Raw genomic sequence first — 21,727 nt, 5'->3', positions numbered from 1 at the left:
CGCCGCCTGCGCGAGGTCAGGCTGACGTTATGGTTGGCGCAGCATGCCTGCTTCGGCCAGTTTTTCACGCAGCGATTCTGCGCGGCGGCGGTTAACGCCAAAGTCACTGTACCCGACACGTGATTCCGAGCGAACGATCAGATGGTCATCGGTTAGTTTTAGTTCCAGATCATCGACAAAACGCATGATGCGCGTGGTGCATTCGATGCGCAGATAATTACCGTCTTTATCGGCGGTTTTCGCTCCGGGCAGAGTGAGTGCGACGCGCTCAACCTGCTCTAATGTCACGCCCGGGCGCAGAATAAAGGGAGCGAGAGTGAATTTTTCGCGGCTCTCCTGAGTTGATACGCAGTTGGGCTTTTCGCCACAAAGTGTGTTGGTGCGGTCGGTCATAGGGGCAATTCCCTGGCTGCAGCCGCTGAGCAGCACCACAGCCATCGATAGGGTTACAGTTCTTAACATCCGTGCTGCCTTGTTGGCGTCAGATTGAGCAGAGGTGGTCAGCATATCGGTTTAATCCTCTGAAATGTCAACACGTTACAACTGGTGACAATTATAGGCCGAAAATGAAAAAAGGATTCATCAATGATGAATCCTTTTGCCAAACAGTGAAGTCAGGTCACGGATTTTACACTTCTAGGTAATCCATGATGCCTTCTGCCGCTTTGCGTCCTTCATCGATGGCGGTCACCACCAGATCTGAGCCACGTACCGCATCGCCACCAGCAAAGATTTTCTCATTGCTGGTCTGGAACTTAAATTCCTGATTGAGCGGCGCCTTAATGCGGCCCCATTGATCCAGCTCGACACCAAACGGTTCCAGCCAGCTCATCTGATGCGGTTGGAAACCAAACGCCATGATCACGGCATCGGCTTCCAGCACGTGTTCACTGCCTGCGACCGGTTCCGGGCGACGGCGACCGGCGTCATCCGGTTCACCCAATGCGGTTTGCACCACTTTCACGCCCGTCACTTTACCGGATGCATCGACTTCAATACCCAGCGGTTGCAAGTTGAACATGAACTCAACGCCTTCTTCTTTGGCGTTCTTCACTTCGCGGCGTGAACCGGGCATGTTCTCTTCGTCGCGGCGGTAAGCACAAATCACGCGTGATGCCCCCTGACGAATCGACGTGCGCACACAGTCCATCGCAGTGTCACCACCACCGAGTACCACGACTTTCTGACCTGCCATGTCGATGAAGTTCTCTTCCGACGGCAGTTCCATCACTTTGTAAGTGTTGGAGATCAGGAATGGCAGAGCATCGTACACGCCTTGCGCATCTTCATTTTCCAGACCCGCACGCATGTATTTGTAGGTGCCAACGCCCAGGAACACCGCATCGTACTCGTCAACCAGCTGTTGCAACTGAACGTCTTTGCCCACTTCGACGTTGAGACGGAATTCGACGCCCATTTCGCTAAACACGCGGCGGCGGTTTTCCATCACGCCTTTTTCCAGTTTGAACGAAGGGATACCGAACGTCAGCAGGCCACCGATTTCAGGATAACGATCGTAAACCACGGGTTTCACACCGTTGCGAACGAGGACGTCAGCCGCGGCCAGACCCGCCGGGCCAGCACCGATAATGGCGACTTTCTTATCCGTCCATTCCACTTTGGACATGTCCGGTTTCCAGCCCATCTCAAAGGCCGTATCGGTGATATATTTTTCAATGTTACCAATGGTCACGGCGCCGAAATCGGCGTTAAGCGTACACGACCCTTCACACAAACGATCCTGCGGGCACACGCGACCGCACACTTCTGGCAGGCTGTTGGTCTGGTGTGATAATTCAACCGCCTCGAGAATGCGGCCCTCATTGGCCAGTTTCAGCCACTGAGGAATGTAGTTGTGTACCGGACATTTCCATTCACAGTACGGGTTACCACAATCCAGACAGCGATCCGCCTGAGCGGTCGCTTGCTGTTTGGTAAACGGTTCGTAAATCTCTACGAATTCAATCTTACGAATGGTGAGCGGCTTCTTTGCCGGATCCACTCGGTTGACATCAATAAATTGGTATACGTTCTGGCTCATTACTTCGGCTCCTTCCAATTATTGTGCTTGAACGCGCAGTTCAGCAGCGCTGCGGCTTTGGTGACCCAATAGAGTCTGCAGGTCCGCTGCCTGTGGTTTAACAAGGTAGAACTTCGGAATCCATTCATCAAAGTTCGCTAAGATATTTTCTGCATGAACAGAGCCAGTCTCTTCCAGATGTTCTGCAATCAAGCCACGCAGGTGTTCCTGATGGATGTAGAGATCGTTCAGCGCAATCGCTTCGACGGACTCTTCGTTCACGCGGCCCTGGAAGTCGCCATTTTCGTCAAGGACGTAAGCAAAACCGCCCGTCATACCCGCGCCGAAGTTGACGCCCGTTGCACCCAGAATCGCCACGATGCCGCCCGTCATGTATTCACACGCGTTGTCGCCTGCACCTTCAATCACTGAAATGGTGCCAGAGTTTCGCACGCCAAAACGCTCGCCCGCCTTACCGGCTGCAAACAGCTTACCGCCAGTGGCACCGTACAGACAGGTGTTACCAATGATGGTGGCCTCGTTACAGGTAAAAGCAGTCCCCAGATGCGGTTTGATGACAATCTTACCGCCCGCCATGCCTTTACCGACGTAGTCGTTGGCATCGCCAGTCAAGTACAGCTCGACGCCGCCCGCATTCCACACACCAAACGACTGACCTGCAGTGCCTTGCAGAACCACTTTGATCGGGTTCGCCGACATGCCCGCATTGCCGTAGCGTTTGGCAATTTCACCGGACACACGCGCACCTACCGAACGGTCGGTATTGATCACGTCGTAGTAGAGTTCAGCTGACTGCTGGTTTTCGATCGCTTCCAGTGCGTCATCAACGATTTTCTGGTTGAGCGCCCCTTTGTCAAACGGGGTATTCGGCTGGGTGCAGTACAGTGGTAAACCTTCCGGTGACACGGGTGCTTCCAGTATGCCAGACAGATCCAGTTTGCTCTGTTTCGCTGTCATGCCTTGCACGGTTTCCAGCAGATCGGTACGGCCAATCAGGTCGGTGAGTTTCTCTACGCCCAGTTCGGCCAGATAACCACGTACTTCTTCGGCAAGGCCAGTGAAGTAATTGATCACCATCTCTGGCAGACCTTTGAAGTATTCGCGGCGCAGGGTTTCATCCTGAGTCGCCACCCCGGTTGCACAGTTGTTGAGGTGACAGATACGCAGGAATTTACAGCCCATTGCTACCATTGGCGCGGTACCAAAACCAAAGCTTTCCGCACCCAGAATGGCACCTTTGATGACATCCAGACCGGTTTTCAGACCGCCATCGACCTGCAAACGAATCTTATGTCGCAGACCGTTCGCCACCAAGGCTTGCTGAGTTTCAGCCAGGCCAAGTTCCCAAGGGCTGCCCGCGTATTTCACTGAGGTCAGTGGGCTCGCCGCTGTGCCGCCGTCGTAACCGGAAATGGTGATGAGGTCGGCGTAAGCTTTGGCCACACCCGTCGCGATCGTGCCGACGCCCGGTTCAGAAACCAGTTTGACCGACACCAGCGCTTTCGGGTTGACCTGCTTCAAGTCGAAGATCAGCTGGGCTAAGTCTTCAATTGAGTAAATATCGTGGTGCGGAGGCGGCGAAATCAACGTCACACCCTGTACGGAGTAACGTAACTTAGCGATTTCCGCCGTCACTTTGTGACCAGGAAGCTGACCACCTTCACCGGGTTTTGCACCTTGTGCGACTTTAATTTGCAGCACGTCAGCGTTGGTCAGGTAGTGTGGCGTCACACCGAAACGGCCCGAAGCGACCTGTTTGATGCGCGAGTTACGTTCGGTGCCAAAGCGGCGTGGATCTTCACCACCTTCACCGGAGTTCGAGTGACCACCAATTCGGTTCATCGCGGTCGCCAGAGCTTCGTGCGCTTCCGGGCTCAGTGCGCCGATAGACATTGCCGCCGAGTCAAAACGTTTGAACAGCTCAGTGGTCGGCTCAATTTGTTCCAGTGCCAGCGGGTTGTCTGATTTTTTCAGTTTCAGCAAATCACGCAGCATCGCCACCGGACGCTCGTTAACCTGTTTGGCAAACTCAGCGTAGTCTGATGTTTCACCGGATTTCACCGCCGTTTGCAAGGTGCCAACCACATCTGGGTTGTAGGCGTGGTATTCACCGCCGTGCACGTATTTCAGCAGACCACCGTGTTCCATCGACTTACGTTTCGTCCATGCTTTACGCGACAGGTTAAATAAATCCTGCTGGAAGTCTTCAAAGTTGGCGCCCTGAATACGGGTGGTGACCCCTTTAAAGCACAGCTCGACGATGTCGCTGTGTAGGCCCACCGCTTCAAACAGCTGTGAACAGCGGTAAGAGGCCACTGTCGAGATGCCCATTTTGGACATGATTTTGTACAGGCCTTTATTGATGCCGTACTGGTAGTTTTGCATCGCATCACGATAGCTCTTATCCAGCACGCCGTCGTCGACCATTTTGCCGACCACTTCATAAGCGAGGTACGGATAAACGGCGGTGGCACCAAAGCCAATCAGCACGGCGAACTGATGCGGATCGCGCGCGGTGGCGGTTTCCACAATGATGTTCGCATCACAGCGCAGGTTGGATTCCACTAGGCGAGTTTGCACTGCGCCGACGGCCATCGCCGCGGGGATCGGCAGTTTGCCTTTGGTCAGAGCGCGATCCGACAGCACGATCAGTACGGTGCCTTCGCGCACCACCTGTTCGGCTTGATCACACAACTCCAATACCGCTTGTTTAAGATCTTTTTCCTGCGGATCGTAGTTGATGTCGAGGATCGTATTGCGGTAATGCTGATCGCTTAGGGTCAGTAACTGCTGCATATCAGAGTAAAGCAGAACCGGCGATTCAAACGTGACTCGGTGTGCGTGACCATCGGTTTCGCAGAAGACGTTCATCTCCTGGCCGATACTGGTGGCCAGCGACATCACGTGTTTTTCACGCAGCGGATCGATAGGCGGGTTGGTCACCTGAGCAAATTTCTGACGGAAGTAGTCGGTGATCAGACGCTCTTTCGAAGAGAGGACGGCCATCGGCGTATCATCGCCCATCGAGCCGACCGCTTCCTGACCCATGTCGGCCATGACGCGCAGTACCTGATCCACTTCTTCGTTAGTCATCGCAAACTGCTTCTGATAGGTCTTAAGCAGATCTTCATCGAAGCTGCGCTCGCCAACCTGATCGTCTGGCAACTCGGAAAACGATGTTAACTGGTAAACGTTGTTTTGCATCCACTCGCGGTAGGGGTGGCGGCTCTTAAGATCGTTGTCGATCTCGGCAGATTGCCACAGCTTACCTTTGCGGGTATCGATTACCAGCAGTTCGCCCGGACCAACGCGGCCTTTTTCCGCCACTTCATCCGGCGCGTAATCCCAAATACCGACCTCAGAAGCCAGCGTGATCAGCTTATCTTTGGTGATCACATAGCGTGCAGGGCGCAGACCGTTGCGGTCAAGGTTACACGCGGCGTAGCGGCCATCGGATAATACGATACCCGCCGGGCCATCCCACGGCTCCATGTGTTTGGAGTTAAAGTCGTAGAAGGCGCGCAGATCGTCATCCATATCCGGGTGATTTTGCCACGCTGGCGGAACCAGCATGCGCATGGCGCGGAAGATATCCATGCCACCCGCGAGGAACAGATCCAGCATGTTGTCTAGGCTGGAAGAGTCAGAACCGGTTTCGTTCACAAAAGGTGCGGCCGTTTGCAAGTCAGGCAGCAACGGGGATGAGAACTTGTAGGCACGCGCACGCGCCCACTGACGGTTACCTTCGATGGTGTTGATCTCACCGTTGTGCGCCAGATAGCGGAACGGCTGAGCCAATGGCCAACGTGGTTGCGTGTTAGTTGAAAAACGCTGGTGGAACAGACAGATAGCCGATTCCATACGTAGGTCGGCCAGGTCGAGATAGAAACGTGGTAAGTCCGCTGGCATGCACAGGCCTTTGTAGACGATAACCTGAGTGGACAGCGAACAGATGTAGAAATCTTTGTCTTCGGTGATTTGCTTTTCGATGCGACGACGAGCGATATACAGGCGGCGCTCAATATCGCGCTCACGCCAGCCAGCCGGTGCAGAAATGAAGACTTGTTGAATATCCGGCAGTGAGGCCGCAGCAATCGGTCCCAGCACTTTCGGATTGGTTGGCACGGTACGCCAGCCGGAGACCGTGAGTGTTTCTTGCGCTAGCTCTTTATTGATGATGTCGCGCGCGGACTGCGCTTTGACCGGATCCCGGCTAAGGAAAATCATACCAACCGCGTATTGCTTACCCAGCTTCCAGTGCTGTTCTTCAGCGATCAGTCGCAGATAAGAATCGGGCTTTTGCAGTAGAAGACCACAGCCATCACCGGTTTTACCATCGGCGGCAATACCGCCGCGGTGGGTCATGCGGTCGAGAGCAGAAATCGCGGTGCGAACCAATTTATGACTGGCCTGACCTTCCATGTGCGCGATCAAGCCGAATCCACAGTTGTCTTTCTCAAGACTTGGATCATATAGAGCCATTGCAATTCTCCCTTTGCTTCTCTGTCATCCAGACAGTAAATGACTAACTATTCGTTTATATTGTTATTATATAGATATTTATTAATTAAAACTGATTAAAAATTTAACAATTCTGGACAGTTTAATTTGCACTGAATTCACAACCTATAGCTTATTGTGAAAAAGGTCAAGTTTTTGGTGATTAATCATGTGTGTCAGCGATTTACCAAGCATTACTCTGAATAATATCAATAAATTCAATATGATACGTTTTTAAATGTTACAGCTTTTTAACATTTAACTCTCGTCAGATGAGAAACAGAGAAAAAAGGCTAGCGGGAGCGCTAGCCAAATAGGAACAGTTTGGAAGGAATTTGTTGTGTCTACACCAAAGTTCCTAGGGATATGCTCTCTAGGAACCTTGTTGTATAGACCTTTATGCTGAAAGCATTAAAGAGTCGGCTTTTGCTTCGAGATGGGTATTGCCCATCAGGTATTCATCCACGGCTCGCGCGGACTCGCGGCCTTCGTTGATGCAGCGTACCACCAGTGATTGACCTGTGCGCATATCACCTGCGGCAAACACCCCTTTTTGGTTGGTCGCAAAGTTTTGTGTGGCCACATTACCGCGCTCATCCAGTTTGATGTCGAGCTGAGCCAAGACACCATGTGGTTCAGGATGCAGGAAGCCCATCGCCAGAAATGCCATGTCACACGGAATGACTCGCTCGCTGCCCGCCACTTCCTCGAAACTCGGACGTTCACCCGCCGCTGCTTCTTTCCAGACGATATCGGCAATGCGCAGACCGGTGACCTCACCTTTGTCGTTGCCAATAAACTCTTTGGTCAGAATGTTCCAGTGACGCTCGCAGCCTTCTTCGTGGGAGGTCGACGTGCGCAGAATCATGGGGTATTGCGGCCAAGGCATGTTCGCCGGGCGTTTGTCCGCCGGCATGGGCATGATTTCCACCTGAGTGATGCTCGCCGCGCCGTGGCGGTTTGAGGTGCCGACACAGTCAGACCCGGTGTCGCCACCGCCAATCACCACCACGTGTTTGCCTTTGGCATGGATCTCGTCGGTTTTGAGATCCATGTTGTTGGCACGGCGGTTGTTTTGCGCCAGGAACTGCATCGCAAAATACACACCACTTAGCTCGCGGCCCGGAATCGGCAGGTTGCGTGGTACGGTGGATCCACCGGTCAGCAGCACGGCATCGAACTCCTGACGCAGTTGCTGGGCGTTGATGTCGACGCCGACATGCGCATTGACTTCAAATTTCACGCCCGCTTCGGCCATCAGGTTGATCTTGCGATCAATCACATCCATGCTCAGTTTGAAATCCGGAATACCAAAACGCAGCAGGCCGCCGACTTTCTCATCGCGCTCAAACACGGTCACAGTGTGACCCGCGCTGTTGAGCTGTTCCGCGGCAGCTAACCCTGCCGGGCCAGAGCCGATGATGGCGATCGATTTACCGGTGCGAGTGCGCGGCGTTTTCGGCTTGGCGTAGCCGTCTTGGTACGCGCGCTCAACGATGGTTTTTTCGATATTACAAATGGTGATCGGATCCTGATTGATACCCAGCACACACGCGCTTTCACACGGCGCCGGACAAACACGACCGGTAAACTCCGGGAAGTTGTTGGTCGAACTCAGGATGTGCCACGCTTCTTCCCAGCTCTCACGATACACCGCATCGTTGAACTCTGGAATGATGTTGCCAATCGGGCAGCCGTTATGACAAAACGGTACGCCACAATCCATGCAACGCGACGCTTGTTGGTTGATTTTGTTACCAAACTCGGCGTTGAGAACAAACTCTTTGTTGTTCTTGATGCGCTCTTTCGGGTCGATCTTCTTCGGTAGTTCACGACCAAATTCTAAAAATCCAGTAGGCTTACCCATTACACTGCCTCCGCTTCTGCCGCTGCTGCTTCCTGACGCTTCTGAAGTACCGCTTTGTAATCACGCGGCATCACCTTCACCATATCGGCAAGGCTGGCTTCAAAGTTGTCGAGGAAAGACTGTGCCACTTCACTTCCTGTGAACTGAACGTGTTTGGTGAGCATCTCTTTGAGCAGAGTTTTGTCCTCTGCTTCAATTGGATCGAGATCCACCAGTTCAGGGTTGAGTTTCGATTCGAAGTCACCCGACTTGTTCCAGACGTAGGCTGTACCGCCGCTCATGCCCGCCGCAAAGTTGCGACCGGTTGCGCCAAGGATCACGGCAACGCCGCCCGTCATGTATTCACAGCCGTGGTCGCCCACGCCTTCTACCACGACTTTGGCACCGGAGTTACGTACACAGAAACGCTCGCCCGCCAGACCACGAATGTAAGACTCACCAGACGTTGCACCGTAGAAACAGACGTTGCCGACGACGATGTTGTCTTCGGCAATCAGGCTGGAATTGCGGTTCGGGTAGAGTACCAGCGTACCGCCGGACAACCCTTTACCCCAGTAGTCGTTCGCATCGCCTTCGACTTCAAACTTCACGCCTTTTGCCAGGAACGCCCCAAACGATTGTCCGGCGCTGCCGTTGAACTTGACCTGCATTGGCTGCGGCAGACCTTGGTCTTGGTAGACTTTGGAGATCTCGTTCGACAGCATAGTGCCGGTACTGCGGTCGGTGTTGATGATCGGGAATTGTGCATTCACTGCTTCGCCTTTCTCCAGCGCTGGTTTGGCGACTTCGATCAATTGGCGATCCAGCACGCTTTCCAGATTATGGTTCTGCTGTGTCTGACAGTAGATACCATCGGCTTCACGAGGAGGCTCAAGGAACAGTACCGGAGACAGATCCAGATTCTTGTATTTCCAATGACCGACATCGTCGCGCAGTTTCAGTTTGTGCGCCTGACCAACCATCTCATTGATGGTACGGAAACCCAGTTCCGCCATAATTTCACGCAGACCTTGCGCCATGTACTGGAAGAAGGTCACCACGTCATCCACGCGGCCGTCAAAGCGTTCACGTAGCGTTTTGTTTTGTGTTGCGATGCCGACCGGGCAGGTGTTCTTATGACACTTACGCATCATGATACAACCTTCAACTACCAGGGCAGCGGTAGCCACGCCCCATTCTTCAGCGCCCAGCAGCGTCGCAATCGCGATGTCGCGTGGGGTTTTCATCTGACCATCCGCTTGCACGACGATACGGTTACGCAGGCCGTTTTTCAGCAGTGTCTGATGCGTTTCTGCCAGACCCAGTTCCCACGGCAGACCCGTGTGACGAATCGACGAAATTGGTGAGGCCCCCGTGCCGCCATCGTGCCCGGCGATCAGTACCACATCCGCTTTCGCTTTGGCGACGCCGGATGCGATGGTGCCGACCCCCGCTTCCGAGACCAGTTTGACGTTCACGCGGCCTTTGCGGTTGGCGTTTTTCAGGTCAAAGATCAGCTGCGCCAAATCTTCAATGGAGTAGATGTCGTGGTGCGGTGGTGGCGAAATCAGGCCGACCCCCGGCGTGGAGTGACGCGTTGCGCCGATCCAGTCATCGACTTTGTCGCCCGGCAACTGACCCCCTTCGCCCGGCTTCGCGCCCTGAGCCATCTTGATCTGAATCTCTTCCGAGTTAGTGAGGTAGTAAGACGTCACACCAAAGCGGCCGGAAGCCACCTGTTTGATCGCAGAACGTTCCCAGTCACCATTCTCTTTTGGCAGGAAGCGCATTGGATCTTCGCCGCCTTCGCCCGAGTTTGACTTCGCGCCCAGACGGTTCATTGCGACCGCCAATGTGGAGTGCGCTTCGTAAGAAATCGAACCAAACGACATTGCGCCTGTGGCAAAGCGTTTAACGATGCTGTCAATTGACTCCACTTCTTCAATTGGAATCGAGCCGGCCGGATTTTTCACAAAGTCGAGCTGACTGCGCAGAGTGACGGCTTTGTCGCCTTGGCTGTCCACCGCGGCGGCGTATTTCTTGAACTCCTGGAAGTCCTTGTTGCGCGTCGAGTGTTGCAGCAGGTGAATGGTTTCTGGGTTGAACAGGTGTTTTTCACCACGCTGTTTCCACTGATACACACCGCCGACATCCAGCACTTGTAGCGGAATTTCACGTGTTGGGTAACCGATGCGGTGACGCACGCCAACTTCTTTGGCGATGTCATCCAGCGTCATGCCCTGAATGCGGGTGATGGTGCCGGTAAAGTATTTATCGACCACCGCTTTGCTGATCCCCAGCGCTTCAAAGATTTGCGCGCCATGGTAGGACTGCAGAGTTGAAATCCCCATTTTTGAGAAGATTTTCAGCAGGCCGGCATTGATGCCTTTGCGGTAGTTTTCGAAGTATTTGTCGATCGGAATCTCGGCATCCAGTTTGTTGCGGCGTTTCAGATCGAAAATGGTTTCCGTGACCAGATACGGGTTGACCGCGTTGGCCCCGTAACCGACCAGTGTCGCAAAGTGGTGCGTTTCACGCGCATCCCCGGTCTCAACCACAATGCCACACTTCGAGCGCAGACCTTTGCGGATCAGGTGATGGTGTACCGCGCCTACAGCCAGCATGGCAGGAATCGCCGCGTGGTTGGAGTTCACCGCGCGGTCGGTCAGCAGAATGATCGAGTAACCGTCGATGACCGCATCTTCCGCGTATTGGCAGATGCGTTTCAGAGCGCGTTCGAGTTTGCCCGGTTCGCCGCTGGCCTGGAATACGATATCCAGCGTTTTGGCTTGTAGGTGTTCGTTATCGATCGCACGCAGTTTTTCCAGCTCAGCGTTGGAAATCACGGGCGATTCGAGTTCCACTTTACGGCAGTGCGCAGGCGTTTCAGCGAGCAGGTTTTGATCGCGGCCGATGTAGGTGTTGAGTGACATCACCATGCGTTCGCGAATCGGGTCGATCGGTGGGTTAGTCACCTGAGCAAACAGCTGCTTGAAGTAATTCGACAGATGCTGAGACTGGTGCGACAGCACGGCCACAGGCCAGTCTGCGCCCATGGAACCGAGCGGTTCATAACCGGTTTGCGCCAGTGTCAGAATGATGTCGTTCACTTCTTCACTGCTGACCCCAAAGGCTTGCTGACGATGCAGCAGGCGTTCTGGCGAAGGCTGGCTGTGCACGTTATCGGCGTCAGGCAGTTTCTTCAGGCTCAGCAGGTTATCTTCCACCCATTTTTCATATGGCTGGGCGTTGGCAATGCCATCTTTCACTTCTTCATCAGAAATGATGCGGCCTTGTTCCAAATCCGCCACAAAGATACGACCCGGTTGCAAACGGCCACGGTATTCAACGTTTTCCGGAGCAATTTCCACCACGCCCGACTCGGACGCCATGATGAGGAAATCGTCTTTCGTCACCGTATAGCGAGACGGGCGCAGACCGTTGCGGTCAAGCGTTGCGCCCACTTGCACGCCATCGGTAAAGCAGACAGACGCAGGGCCATCCCACGGTTCCATCACGCTGGCGTGGTATTGGTAGAACGCACGGCGTTTCGGATCCATGGCTTTGTTTTCTTGCCACGCTTCCGGAATCATCATCATCAGGGCATGTGGCAGGCTGCGGCCAGAGAGCACCAAAAGCTCAAGCACCATGTCGAAGTTGGCGGAGTCGGACGCGCCTTCCTGGCACACCGGCAGCAACATATCGATTTCGGCTTGAGTAAATAAATTCGATTGCAGGATCGCCTCGCGCGCCTTCATCCAGTTCAGGTTGCCGCGTACCGTGTTGATTTCACCGTTGTGTGCAATGTAACGGAAAGGCTGGGCAAGACGCCATTTCGGGAATGTGTTGGTGGAGAAACGCGAGTGTACCAGTGCCAGCGCCGTCACCATGGTCGGATTCTGCAGATCCAGGAAATATTGCGGTACTTGCTCGGTCGTCAACTGGCCTTTATAGACCAGCGTTTTGTACGACAGCGAGTTGATGTAGAAGTCATCACCGATGTTCGACACGCTTTCGAGACAAACGCGGACGGTGTAATTACGCAAGACGTACAGTTTACGTTCCAGCTCGTCGGCACTCATGCCCGGACCGCCGGAAATAAATACGTGTTCAAATTGAGGCTCAGTGCTTAACGGATCCGCACCCAGCATACTGTTGTCGGTTGGCAATACGCGGTAGCCAATCACGTCCAGATCAAGACGCTTGGCATTACGTTCCAAAATATCGCGACATTGCGCGCGTTTGTGCTCATCTTTAGGAAACAGCACTACGCCGACGCCGTATTTATCGAACGCTGGCAATTTGATGCCCAGCTTAACGGCTTCTTCCAACAGAAATTCGTGTGGCTTTTGCAGCAGAATACCCGCACCGTCACCACTGCAAGGGTCACAGCCCTGACCGCCGCGGTGTTCCATACGTGCCAGCATGTCCAGTGCCTGAGTCACGACTTGGTGAGATTTGCGGTTCTTAAGGTGAGCAACAAAACCGATACCACAAGCATCATGCTCGAGTTCCGGAGTGTAAAGACCTCGCGAACTTTGCTCTCTATCTACCATAGATACATCCTTCCAGTTCAAGCGGACACAATTAAGCCAAGGCAAGCCCCAGCTCTGTATCCCGTCCTTTATTGTTATGAATCTAAACCTGCCAATGGTGGCGGGTTCGCTTCCTTTCCGTCTCTCACAGGAAAAATTTTGTGAGAAAAACAATCCTTAGTGATATCCCTTTTGTCAGGCCACTTTTCTAGTGGTTTATATAGGTAGGAGCGGAATATCACCGACGTTTCGCAGAGTTTTTTGTAATAAATCAATCAAAAATCAGTGTAAAACTGTAAGTATCCTACAATTTTGTTGCACGAAAATGCAACGAAAAGTCTGGGTTTTTTATGGGCTTTTTTTGTTTGCAAATGCATAACCTGTTTAACATTTGTAAAACATTAAGGGTTAAATGCTGTTTTTATGAATGTTTATTGATTTTGATTAGAGATGTCTGCGTTTCATACACCTAAAATTTGTGACTAAATTTTGTAATTGTGTAATTTAATTACATTTTGTAATTGAGAAGTATTTGTATTTATTTGGGATGTCGCCATGCAGTTACATGAGCTAGTGAATACGATTGGACAAGATCTCCAGCGACGCTACGGAGAGCGTGTACATAAGTTGACCTTACATGGCGGATTCAGTTGCCCTAATCGCGATGGCACCATCGGCCGTGGGGGCTGTACCTTCTGCAATGTGGCGTCGTTTGCCGATGAACAGAGCCAAGCCAAAAGTATTGAAGACCAACTGAAAGATCGTGCGGGTGAAGTGCAGCGGGCGAAGAAGTATCTGGCCTATTTTCAGGCTTATACCAGTACCTATGCCGAAGTTCAGGTGCTGAAAAACATGTATGAACAAGCACTCAAAGCCGCCGATATTGTCGGCTTGTGTGTCGGGACGCGCCCGGACTGCGTCCCGGATGCAGTGCTGGAATTACTCGCGGAATACGTGCAACAAGGGTTTGAAATCTGGCTTGAACTCGGTTTGCAGACCGCAAATGATCGTACGCTTAAACGCATCAACCGCGGCCACGATTTTGCCTGTTACGCCGACATCACCCGACGTGCCCGCGCGCTGGGAATCAAAGTCTGTACTCATCTGATTGTCGGGTTACCGAAAGAGGGCAGGGATGACAATATCGCCACGCTGGAACAGGTGCTGACGATTGGTACCGACGGGATCAAATTACACGGCCTGCATATCGTCGAAGGCAGTACCATGGCCAAAGCGTGGCGAGCCGGAAAACTGGAAGCGCCGACATTAGAAGATTATGTCGCGATTGCCAGTGAAATGATTCAACGTACACCGCCAGAAGTGGTCTTTCATCGCGTGACATCTGCTGCGAGGCGGCCAACGTTGCTGTCGCCGCTATGGTGCGAGAACCGCTGGCTGGCGATGACCGATATTGGACGCCGACTGGATCGTGACGGCGCTCAAGGATCCTTAATCGGACGGCCGTTTCAATATCACTCGCTCGAATAGTTGCAGACCATAAACCGAGAAACTGTTATCTTTTGCCCACTCAATAATCGGTAATGATTGAAGGTTTTCATCAGCATGGATCAACTGCAGTGGGCTGCGACTGGATTTATGGAACACTGGGGCTGGTTTGTCGCGTTGTTTGCGACGATGAGCGCAGGTTTCTTTTATCTGTACCGCCGTCAGCAGCGGCATCTGGTGTTGCTGATGGCAAGTTCGCCCGCTGCCCTGTTGTTGTTTCAGGCGCAGAAAGGCGAACTGATGTTCGCCAACCTGGCAGCGTATTCATTGTTCGGCATTCGCCGGGTTGGGAAAAATTTCTTTTTCCCTCCTCATCTTTCTTCTGAACAGTTGCAGCTACTGCTCAACACGATTGCCAATTGCGCGGAAAAGCGGATTGCCGCTGTGATTGAGTGGCCGATGCCCGGCAGCGCTTCGCACCATATCGAACTTTCCGCACGCGCGACCCATTACCGGGGGCGCAAAGTCTGGCTGGTGAACGCGGTGGTTTATCATCACTCTGCGTTCGAACAGCAACACGAACTCAACTCTCTCTCTATTGCCAAGACCGCCCTCGATTCACTGTCGGAACTTATTTACGTCAAAGACTTAAGTGGTCAACGCATCGCGACCAACCGTGCGTTCGACCAGTTTTGGCTGGGCAGAGAAGAGGAAGGCAGCGAAGTCTTTTCCGGCATCATGAAAGGACGCGCCAGTCAACAGCGCTGGACCACCACGCCGGATGGCCGCAGTTGCCTGCTGGAAACGTATCAGTCTGTGCTGATGTCGCCGCGCGGCGATCATCTGGGCGTGTTGGGCATCAGTCATGATGTAACCGACTGGCACAACATTCAGCGCAACCTGCGCGATGAGATGGAAAAGCGCAAAGACACCGAAGTGGCACTCGCGCAGCGAGATACGATTCTGCAAAGTATTCTTGATGCCAGCCCGGATTCAATTGGGATCTTCAACGAAAATATGGTTTATCAGGCGTGTAACCGGCCATTTATTGACGCGCTGGGGCTGAGCGATGTCAGTGAACTGATCGGCAAACGCCTGCAGGATGTGGTGCCGGAAAGTGTTTACGCCCGTCTGTCTGAGAGTGACAGTCAGGTGTTGAAAAGTGGCCAATCGCTGCGATATCTGGATAAAGTGGACTATTCCAATGGCCGTCAGGTGTGGTATGACGTGGTCAAATCACCATTTCGCGACCCGATATCCGGAACGCGTGGTGTGCTGATCATGGCACGTGATGTCTCCGAACGTTATCTGAGTGAACAGAAGCTGGAAGCGGCCAACCAAGAGCTGGAGCGCCTCAGCTATCTCGACAGCCTCACGCAGGTTGCCAACCGCCGCCGGTTTGATGCGCAGTTGCAGACGTTGTGGCACCTGCATGCTCGCGAAAAGCGCCCGCTCAGCGTGATGTTGTGCGATGTCGACTATTTTAAAGGCTACAACGACAGCTATGGTCACCTGCAGGGGGACGATATTCTTCGTATGGTTGCGCAGGCATTTAATGACGTGATTAATCGCTCGTCCGATTGTGTCGCTCGTTATGGGGGAGAAGAGTTTGCGATTATCCTGCCCAATACTGCACTGGCGGGGGCTCAGTTGGTGGCGCAACGTATTCATGGCCGGATTGCTGAGCTTGCGCTGCCGCATCAGAGCTCTGCTGTATCGCCTTATGTTACGGTGAGTATTGGGGTGGTGACCTGTACGCCTCAGGCCGACGATTCGCCGGAGATCATGCTGGCGTGGGCTGACAGTGCGCTGTATCAGGCAAAAGCCAACGGCCGCAATCAGACTTGTGTGCATCCGGTCTCGCTGTGAGCATACTCTTTAGTGATTTCTCAATGGCTTGTGACTGGAATGGCTGACGTTCACGCCACAAACACGCTAGACTAACGCCAACGCTTTCCCGTGGAGCTTTGAATGAAACCCATGAAAAATCTCGCCCAGTATTATGTTGATCTGTTGGTTAAGCTGGGCATCCTCCGTTTTTCCATTTTACTGGCGCTGGCGCTGGTGGCATTGGCCGTTGTGGTTCAGGTCGGTATTACGCTGGCACTGAAGGGCTTTGTCGACGATATCGATATTGTTCGCTCCGTTTTCTTTGGTCTGCTGATCACCCCGTGGGCGGTCTATTTCCTGTCGGTGGTCGTCGATCAGTTGGAAGAATCGCGTCAACGTCTGTCGAAACTAGTCTCCAAGCTCAAAGACATGCGCTCGCGCGATCAGGAGCTGAATCAGAAACTGCAACAGAACATCGTCAAGCTGAATCAGGAAATTGAAGAGCGGATCAAAGCCGAGGAAGCGCGGGAAGAAGCGATGGTGGATCTCGAAAACGAAGTCTACCAGCGTGAAAAAACCCAGGTTGAGTTGGCTGAGCGCACCGCCTTATTGCGTTCTTTCATCGATGCCTCGCCGGATTTGATTTATTACCGTAACGCGAAAGGTGAGTTCTCCGGCTGTAACCGCGCGATGGAAGAGCTGACAGGCAAGCGAGAAAGTGAGCTGGTCGGTCTGACGCCATGGGATGTGTATCGTAAAGAGATTGCGCAGTCGATTGTGGAAACAGACCAGCAGGTGTTCAACAACAACCGTTCTCTCACCTATGAGCAGTGGCTGGAATATCCGGATGGGCGTAAAAACTACTTCGAACTGCGCAAAGTGCCGTTTTACAGCAAAGAAGGCCGCCATCTCGGACTGGTCGGCTTTGGACGTGATATTACAGAGCGCAAGCGTCATGAAGAGTCGCTGGAAAAAGCCAGCCGCGATAAAACCACCTTTATTTCGACCATCAGTCACGAGCTGCGTACGCCGCTCAACGGCATTGTGGGTCTGAGCCGTATGTTGCTCGACACGCAACTCGATCCTGAGCAGCGCAAACACATGCAGACGATCAACGTCAGCGCGGTCACGCTTGGTAACATCTTCAACGATATTATCGACATGGATAAGTTTGACCGCCGCAAACTGGAACTTTTCCCGGCACCGCTCAATTTCGAAGAATTTGTCGCTGAACTGGAAAGTTTGTCGGCGTTGATGGCTGAGCAAAAAGGCCTGCGTTTTGATCTCGAACGTCTGACCGATTTACCTACGCTGGTGGAAGTGGATGCCACCCGCTTGCGTCAGGTGTTGTGGAACCTAATTAGTAATGCCATGAAGTTCACCAAAGAAGGTGGCGTGGTCATGACCGTAAGTGCGGATATTGAAGATGGCTTTGCCAATATCGTGATGGACATTGAGGATACCGGGATCGGTATTCCAGAATCGGAACTCGATAAGATCTTCGCCATGTATTATCAGGTTAAATCGGGCAAAGATAACTTACACGCGGTAGGTACCGGTATTGGTCTCGCGGTATCTCGCCAGTTGATCAATCTGATGGGCGGCGATATCAGCGTCAGCAGTGAGGAAGGCTTTGGGAGTACCTTTACTGTAACCATTTGCGTGCCGTTGGCCGAAGTGAGCCAGACGCTGCCAAGCCCGGTCGAACAGAAGAGTCTCAACATCTTCATGGTGGAAGATATTGAACTCAATATTACCGTTGCCCGTTCGCTGCTGGAGAGTTTAGGCCATAGCGTATCGGTGGCGATGACGGGTGAAGAGGCGAAAGCGAAATTTGCACCAGACCTTTACGATCTGGTGTTCCTCGATATTCAGCTGCCGGACATGACTGGTTTTGATATTGCTCAGTACTACCGAGAAAACTACGATCATCTGCCGCCTTTGGTCGCGCTGACAGCCAATGTCCTGAAAGACAAAGGGGAATATCAGCGCCAAGGTATGGACGATGTGATCAGCAAACCGTTGTCAGTACAGGCGGTGCAGGACGTGATCAACAAAGCGGTCCATAAGATCGATAAACCGAATGTGTCGGTTGTCTCGGCGCAGCCTGAACAGTCTGACAGCAATGATGAGTTGTATCAGCGCTTGCTCGATCTGCCGATGCTTGAGTCCTATATCGACATCGTTGGCCCCAAACCCGTGCTGGACAGCATAGACATGTTTGCGGATATGATGCCAAGCTATATTGAAGTGCTGGATTCCAATATGGTTGCGAAAGATCAAGACGGTATCGTTTCTGAAGCGCACAAAATCAAAGGGGCGGCGGGGTCTATTGGTCTGAAACACATTCAAAGTGTGGCGCAAAAAGCGCAAACGCCAGATGCACCGGCTTGGTGGGAAAATATCGGCGACTGGGTCGATGAAATTAAAAATGAATACCAGAATGATATTCTGGTGTTGAAACAGTGGTTAGCTCAGAGGAAATAACATGAAAAAGTGGCTTTTGGTCTTGGTGAGTGCGGTATTGACCGCTTGTTCAACTCACGCCGTCAACTGGCAGCACAGTAATCTGGCGATGTTCTCGGAAACGGCGATTCAGCTCAAAAGTAACCTCTGGACCGATCAAATGCCGAAGGTGGGCGAGGATGTCGATAGCCAGAACCTTAATGGTACGCTGACGCTGGAGACATCCGGGCAGCTACCCGCCGATTTAACCGTCAGTTCCGTGGTCATCAAACAAGGTGAAAAAGTTTGGTCCATCGATGGTGATGAAGTCGAGCTGCGTACCCAGAGTGAAAACATGTGGGAAGTGGTGTTTCAAAGCGACATCGAAGTGGATCTGAATAAGCCGGTGAGTGTGGCGCTGGGCTTAAGTGATAGTCAGGGGGAAACCTGGCTGGTGGAACACAAAGTCACGATCGACAAAGTCTACTGAGTGTTTGCTGCATAATAAAAAAGCCTCTGTATGCAGAGGCTTTTTTGTATTCGTTACCATGAAAGATTACTCTTCCAGATCACCACAGAAACGGTAACCTTCGCCGTGAATGGTCGCGATGATTTCCGGTGTACCAGACACTGATTCGAAGTGCTTACGAATGCGACGAATGGTTACGTCAACAGTACGGTCATGAGGTTTCAGCTCACGGCCAGTCATTTTCTTCAGTAGATCCGCACGAGTCTGGATCTTGCCTGGGTTTTCACAGAAGTGCAGCAGGGCACGAAACTCTGAACGCGGCAGCTTGTAGCTGTCACCGTCAGGGCTGACCAGTGAACGACTGTTGATATCCAGTACCCAACCGTTGAATTCGTATTTCTCAACCGAACGTTTTTCTTCATGCGTGGTGCTGGCGTTCATTGAACGACTTAGCAGGTTACGCGCACGAATGGTCAGTTCACGTGGGTTAAATGGCTTAGTGATGTAATCATCTGCACCGATTTCCAGACCCAGAATCTTGTCGACTTCATTGTCGCGGCCAGTCAGGAACATCAGAGCTACATCTGCTTGTTCGCGAAGTTCGCGAGCCAGCAGCAAGCCATTTTTACCTGGCAGGTTGATATCCATGATCACCAAATTAATTGGGTTGTCGGACAGCACATGGTGCATCTCTTCACCGTTACTGGCCTCAAAAACAGCGTATCCCTCTGCTTCAAAAATACTCTTTAGAGTGTTACGAGTAACCTGCTCGTCTTCAACGATAAGAATCTGCGGGGTTTGCATTGGCGGTACCTAAACTTGTGAAAAAAATGTGCTAATAGAACTCATTCTAGGCAAAAACATAACATACAAGTAATTTTATGTTGATAATAAACCAAAGTTTTTCGAGAAAGTCTCGTCTTTGGTTGCCCGCCATCCATGGATAACACTAGCGATTGAGATCCAACACCTCATTGGTTCTACTAGTCTTTGCAGCGAATTCTATAATGTTAACAGCATGCTAACAACGGCCTGTTGTTAATTCCAACAACTTTGTTGATTTACATCAAGAGTTGAAATGTAACAGATATGAATAGTAATAACGAGTTGTAAAAATACGAGAATGATGACGATCGATGCAAAACTCTGGCAAGCCTATGCAAACGTGCGTTTTGCCTTTGAATCCCCGCTACGTAAGCGTTCTTTCGCGATCATTACCGCATGGAACCCGAAAAGCCAACGGTTGTCGAATAATGAGAATTGCGTAAATAATCAACGTTTACAGCAAGCGTTGATCAACTATGATTGGTCGAAAGTGGTGGTCGGTGACTACAATTTTGATTGGTATGAAGAGAGTTTTGCTGTGTCGATACCTTTAGACACAGCGCTGCAAATGGCCAGAGACTTTGGCCAGAATGCCATTTATTACGTTATTGATGATGAGCTGATGTTGCACTCTTGTGTCGACGATGAGGTGACATCGCTGGGCTCGCTACAAGAAAAACTGACATAACAAGCACAACAAGAATCATGGAGGAATGATGAGAGATATAACACCGGATATTTGTGATCAATATGAATCGCAAGTGACTTTGTTGGAGCTGCCGTTACAAAATTTCGGTATGCGCAGTGCGTTCTGGGGACAAATTGTGACCGTGCGCTGCTACCACGATAACTCAAAGGTTAAAGAAATCCTCAGTCAGAATGGCAAAGGGAAAGTTCTGGTTGTTGATGGACATGGTTCCTGCCAAAAAGCGCTGATGGGCGATCAGATTGCGATTTCTGCGATTGAAAATGAGTGGGAAGGGGTGATCATTAATGGCGCCGTACGTGATGTTGTCGCCATGTCACAGATGGATTTGGGTATCAAAGCACTCGGCGCTTGCCCGTTCAAAACTGAGAAACGCGGCGCGGGTGACGTCAATGTGACACTGTCGATTCATAACCAGATGATTCAACCGGGCGATTATATCTATGCCGACTGGAATGGCGTGCTGCTTTCACCGGTCGAGTTGGACTTGAGTTAAAAGCGGAAGCCTAACCCCAATTCAATCCCTTGCTGCCACTCCTGATAATCGAGAGTGGCGTGCAAGTCGAGGTTTTCGGTCAGGTGTAAGCGGCTTGAAAGCTCTGCAGCCATCACTTCGCTGCGCTTGCTATCTTCAAAGTTTTTGTTCGCAGTATAGAGCGTACTTTTAACCGAGAAACGATCGCTTATCTTGTAGCTGACACCACTGAGAAAGCCATTTTCACCGCCATTCAACGATGAATTAACCCGGGCACCGACGTACAAATCTACATCACGAAACACGTTGTACATGTAACCGCCATCCACAATCCAACTGTCAAAGCCCTGACTGCCCGGTTCACTGTAAAGGAATACGCTGTGAGAGGAACGGTTCTGTGCGGAAGGTAACGCGGGAAGTTCGACGGCGTTTGCGGCAAAACCAATACACAGGCAACACATACCAAGAATTTGCTTCATGATACCCTCCTTGTATTGATTATTGGGCGTACGCTTTCCACTGCGGTACCCCTAAGTTAAGCACAAAAATTTCGCGCCTGCTGAGCAAAATTGAGCAACGAGTTGTTTTGTTTAACGGATGATTTGATTA

General features: G+C 51.9%; 13 protein-coding genes. 6 read left to right on the top strand and 7 right to left on the bottom strand.

What is annotated here, in order from left to right; genetic code table 11:
- Nucleotides 1-27: 27 nt before the first annotated feature.
- From JIG40_RS17165 to gltB (JIG40_RS17145), 5 genes are all read right to left on the bottom strand, one after another.
- Entirely contained in the window at nucleotides 28-393 is a 366-nt protein-coding gene (locus JIG40_RS17165) for a DUF1499 domain-containing protein (protein ID WP_024373862.1), read from the bottom strand.
- Nucleotides 394-628: 235 nt separating this feature from the next.
- Entirely contained in the window at nucleotides 629-2,041 is a 1,413-nt protein-coding gene (locus JIG40_RS17160) for an FAD-dependent oxidoreductase (protein ID WP_020330510.1), read from the bottom strand.
- Nucleotides 2,042-2,059: 18 nt separating this feature from the next.
- Nucleotides 2,060-6,523, bottom strand: coding sequence for a glutamate synthase large subunit (gene gltB / locus JIG40_RS17155; RefSeq protein ID WP_199465714.1), 4,464 nt, complete (start codon nucleotides 6,521-6,523; stop codon nucleotides 2,060-2,062).
- 415 nt (nucleotides 6,524-6,938) lie between these two features.
- Entirely contained in the window at nucleotides 6,939-8,408 is a 1,470-nt protein-coding gene (locus JIG40_RS17150) for a glutamate synthase subunit beta (RefSeq protein WP_020330512.1), read from the bottom strand.
- Nucleotides 8,408-12,943, bottom strand: a complete 4,536-nt coding sequence (gene gltB, locus JIG40_RS17145) for a glutamate synthase large subunit (RefSeq protein WP_199465713.1) — start codon at nucleotides 12,941-12,943, stop codon at nucleotides 8,408-8,410. The genes JIG40_RS17150 and gltB (JIG40_RS17145) overlap by 1 nt, the downstream gene beginning before the upstream one ends.
- 534 nt (nucleotides 12,944-13,477) lie before the next feature.
- Here gltB (JIG40_RS17145) and JIG40_RS17140 point away from each other — a divergent pair.
- The 4 genes from JIG40_RS17140 (at nucleotide 13,478) to JIG40_RS17125 (ending at nucleotide 19,133) form a co-directional block, all read left to right on the top strand.
- Nucleotides 13,478-14,410, top strand: coding sequence for a TIGR01212 family radical SAM protein (locus JIG40_RS17140; RefSeq protein ID WP_199465712.1), 933 nt, complete (start codon nucleotides 13,478-13,480; stop codon nucleotides 14,408-14,410).
- Nucleotides 14,411-14,485: 75 nt separating this feature from the next.
- Nucleotides 14,486-16,237, top strand: coding sequence for a GGDEF domain-containing protein (locus JIG40_RS17135; RefSeq protein WP_199465711.1), 1,752 nt, complete (start codon nucleotides 14,486-14,488; stop codon nucleotides 16,235-16,237).
- Nucleotides 16,238-16,339: 102 nt separating this feature from the next.
- On the top strand, nucleotides 16,340-18,685 hold the full coding sequence (gene arcB / locus JIG40_RS17130) for an aerobic respiration two-component sensor histidine kinase ArcB (protein ID WP_199465710.1): 2,346 nt from the start codon (nucleotides 16,340-16,342) through the stop codon (nucleotides 18,683-18,685).
- Nucleotide 18,686: 1 nt separating this feature from the next.
- On the top strand, nucleotides 18,687-19,133 hold the full coding sequence (locus JIG40_RS17125; protein WP_024373856.1) for a hypothetical protein: 447 nt from the start codon (nucleotides 18,687-18,689) through the stop codon (nucleotides 19,131-19,133).
- A 66-nt stretch (nucleotides 19,134-19,199) separates the two neighbouring features.
- On the opposite strand, the gene arcA is transcribed toward JIG40_RS17125, so the two are convergent.
- Nucleotides 19,200-19,916 (bottom strand): two-component system response regulator ArcA, encoded by a 717-nt coding sequence (gene arcA, locus JIG40_RS17120; protein ID WP_004724146.1) that lies wholly within the window; start codon nucleotides 19,914-19,916, stop codon nucleotides 19,200-19,202.
- Nucleotides 19,917-20,235: 319 nt separating this feature from the next.
- On the opposite strand from arcA, the gene JIG40_RS17115 reads away from it, so the two are divergent.
- Together JIG40_RS17115 and JIG40_RS17110 are read left to right on the top strand one after the other, a co-directional pair.
- Nucleotides 20,236-20,625 carry a DUF3293 domain-containing protein gene (locus JIG40_RS17115; protein ID WP_024373855.1) on the top strand — a complete coding sequence of 130 codons (390 nt, stop codon included), beginning with the start codon at nucleotides 20,236-20,238 and terminating at the stop codon, nucleotides 20,623-20,625.
- Nucleotides 20,626-20,653: 28 nt separating this feature from the next.
- Nucleotides 20,654-21,139, top strand: coding sequence for a putative 4-hydroxy-4-methyl-2-oxoglutarate aldolase (locus JIG40_RS17110; protein WP_024373854.1), 486 nt, complete (start codon nucleotides 20,654-20,656; stop codon nucleotides 21,137-21,139).
- Here JIG40_RS17110 and JIG40_RS17105 read toward each other — a convergent pair.
- Nucleotides 21,136-21,597 (bottom strand): hypothetical protein, encoded by a 462-nt coding sequence (locus JIG40_RS17105; protein ID WP_199465709.1) that lies wholly within the window; start codon nucleotides 21,595-21,597, stop codon nucleotides 21,136-21,138. The genes JIG40_RS17110 and JIG40_RS17105 overlap by 4 nt on opposite strands.
- Nucleotides 21,598-21,727: the final 130 nt, after the last annotated feature.

The sequence above is a fragment of the Vibrio sp. bablab_jr001 genome, from assembly GCF_016464285.1.
GTDB lineage: Bacteria > Pseudomonadota > Gammaproteobacteria > Enterobacterales > Vibrionaceae > Vibrio > Vibrio fluvialis.
Note: the sequence above shows the minus strand (reverse complement) of the source record. Positions and strands in the feature narration are given on the sequence as shown.

What these genes read in the sequence shown, in the direction of transcription:
- JIG40_RS17165 (WP_024373862.1), bottom strand. Translation starts at nt 393, where the DNA reads ATGACCGACCGCACCAACACACTTTGTGGCGAAAAGCCCAACTGCGTA.
- JIG40_RS17160 (WP_020330510.1), bottom strand. Translation starts at nt 2,041, where the DNA reads ATGAGCCAGAACGTATACCAATTTATTGATGTCAACCGAGTGGATCCG.
- gltB (WP_199465714.1), bottom strand. Translation starts at nt 6,523, where the DNA reads ATGGCTCTATATGATCCAAGTCTTGAGAAAGACAACTGTGGATTCGGC.
- JIG40_RS17150 (WP_020330512.1), bottom strand. Translation starts at nt 8,408, where the DNA reads ATGGGTAAGCCTACTGGATTTTTAGAATTTGGTCGTGAACTACCGAAG.
- gltB (WP_199465713.1), bottom strand. Translation starts at nt 12,943, where the DNA reads ATGGTAGATAGAGAGCAAAGTTCGCGAGGTCTTTACACTCCGGAACTC.
- JIG40_RS17140 (WP_199465712.1), top strand. Translation starts at nt 13,478, where the DNA reads ATGCAGTTACATGAGCTAGTGAATACGATTGGACAAGATCTCCAGCGA.
- JIG40_RS17135 (WP_199465711.1), top strand. Translation starts at nt 14,486, where the DNA reads ATGGATCAACTGCAGTGGGCTGCGACTGGATTTATGGAACACTGGGGC.
- arcB (WP_199465710.1), top strand. Translation starts at nt 16,340, where the DNA reads ATGAAACCCATGAAAAATCTCGCCCAGTATTATGTTGATCTGTTGGTT.
- JIG40_RS17125 (WP_024373856.1), top strand. Translation starts at nt 18,687, where the DNA reads ATGAAAAAGTGGCTTTTGGTCTTGGTGAGTGCGGTATTGACCGCTTGT.
- arcA (WP_004724146.1), bottom strand. Translation starts at nt 19,916, where the DNA reads ATGCAAACCCCGCAGATTCTTATCGTTGAAGACGAGCAGGTTACTCGT.
- JIG40_RS17115 (WP_024373855.1), top strand. Translation starts at nt 20,236, where the DNA reads ATGATGACGATCGATGCAAAACTCTGGCAAGCCTATGCAAACGTGCGT.
- JIG40_RS17110 (WP_024373854.1), top strand. Translation starts at nt 20,654, where the DNA reads ATGAGAGATATAACACCGGATATTTGTGATCAATATGAATCGCAAGTG.
- JIG40_RS17105 (WP_199465709.1), bottom strand. Translation starts at nt 21,597, where the DNA reads ATGAAGCAAATTCTTGGTATGTGTTGCCTGTGTATTGGTTTTGCCGCA.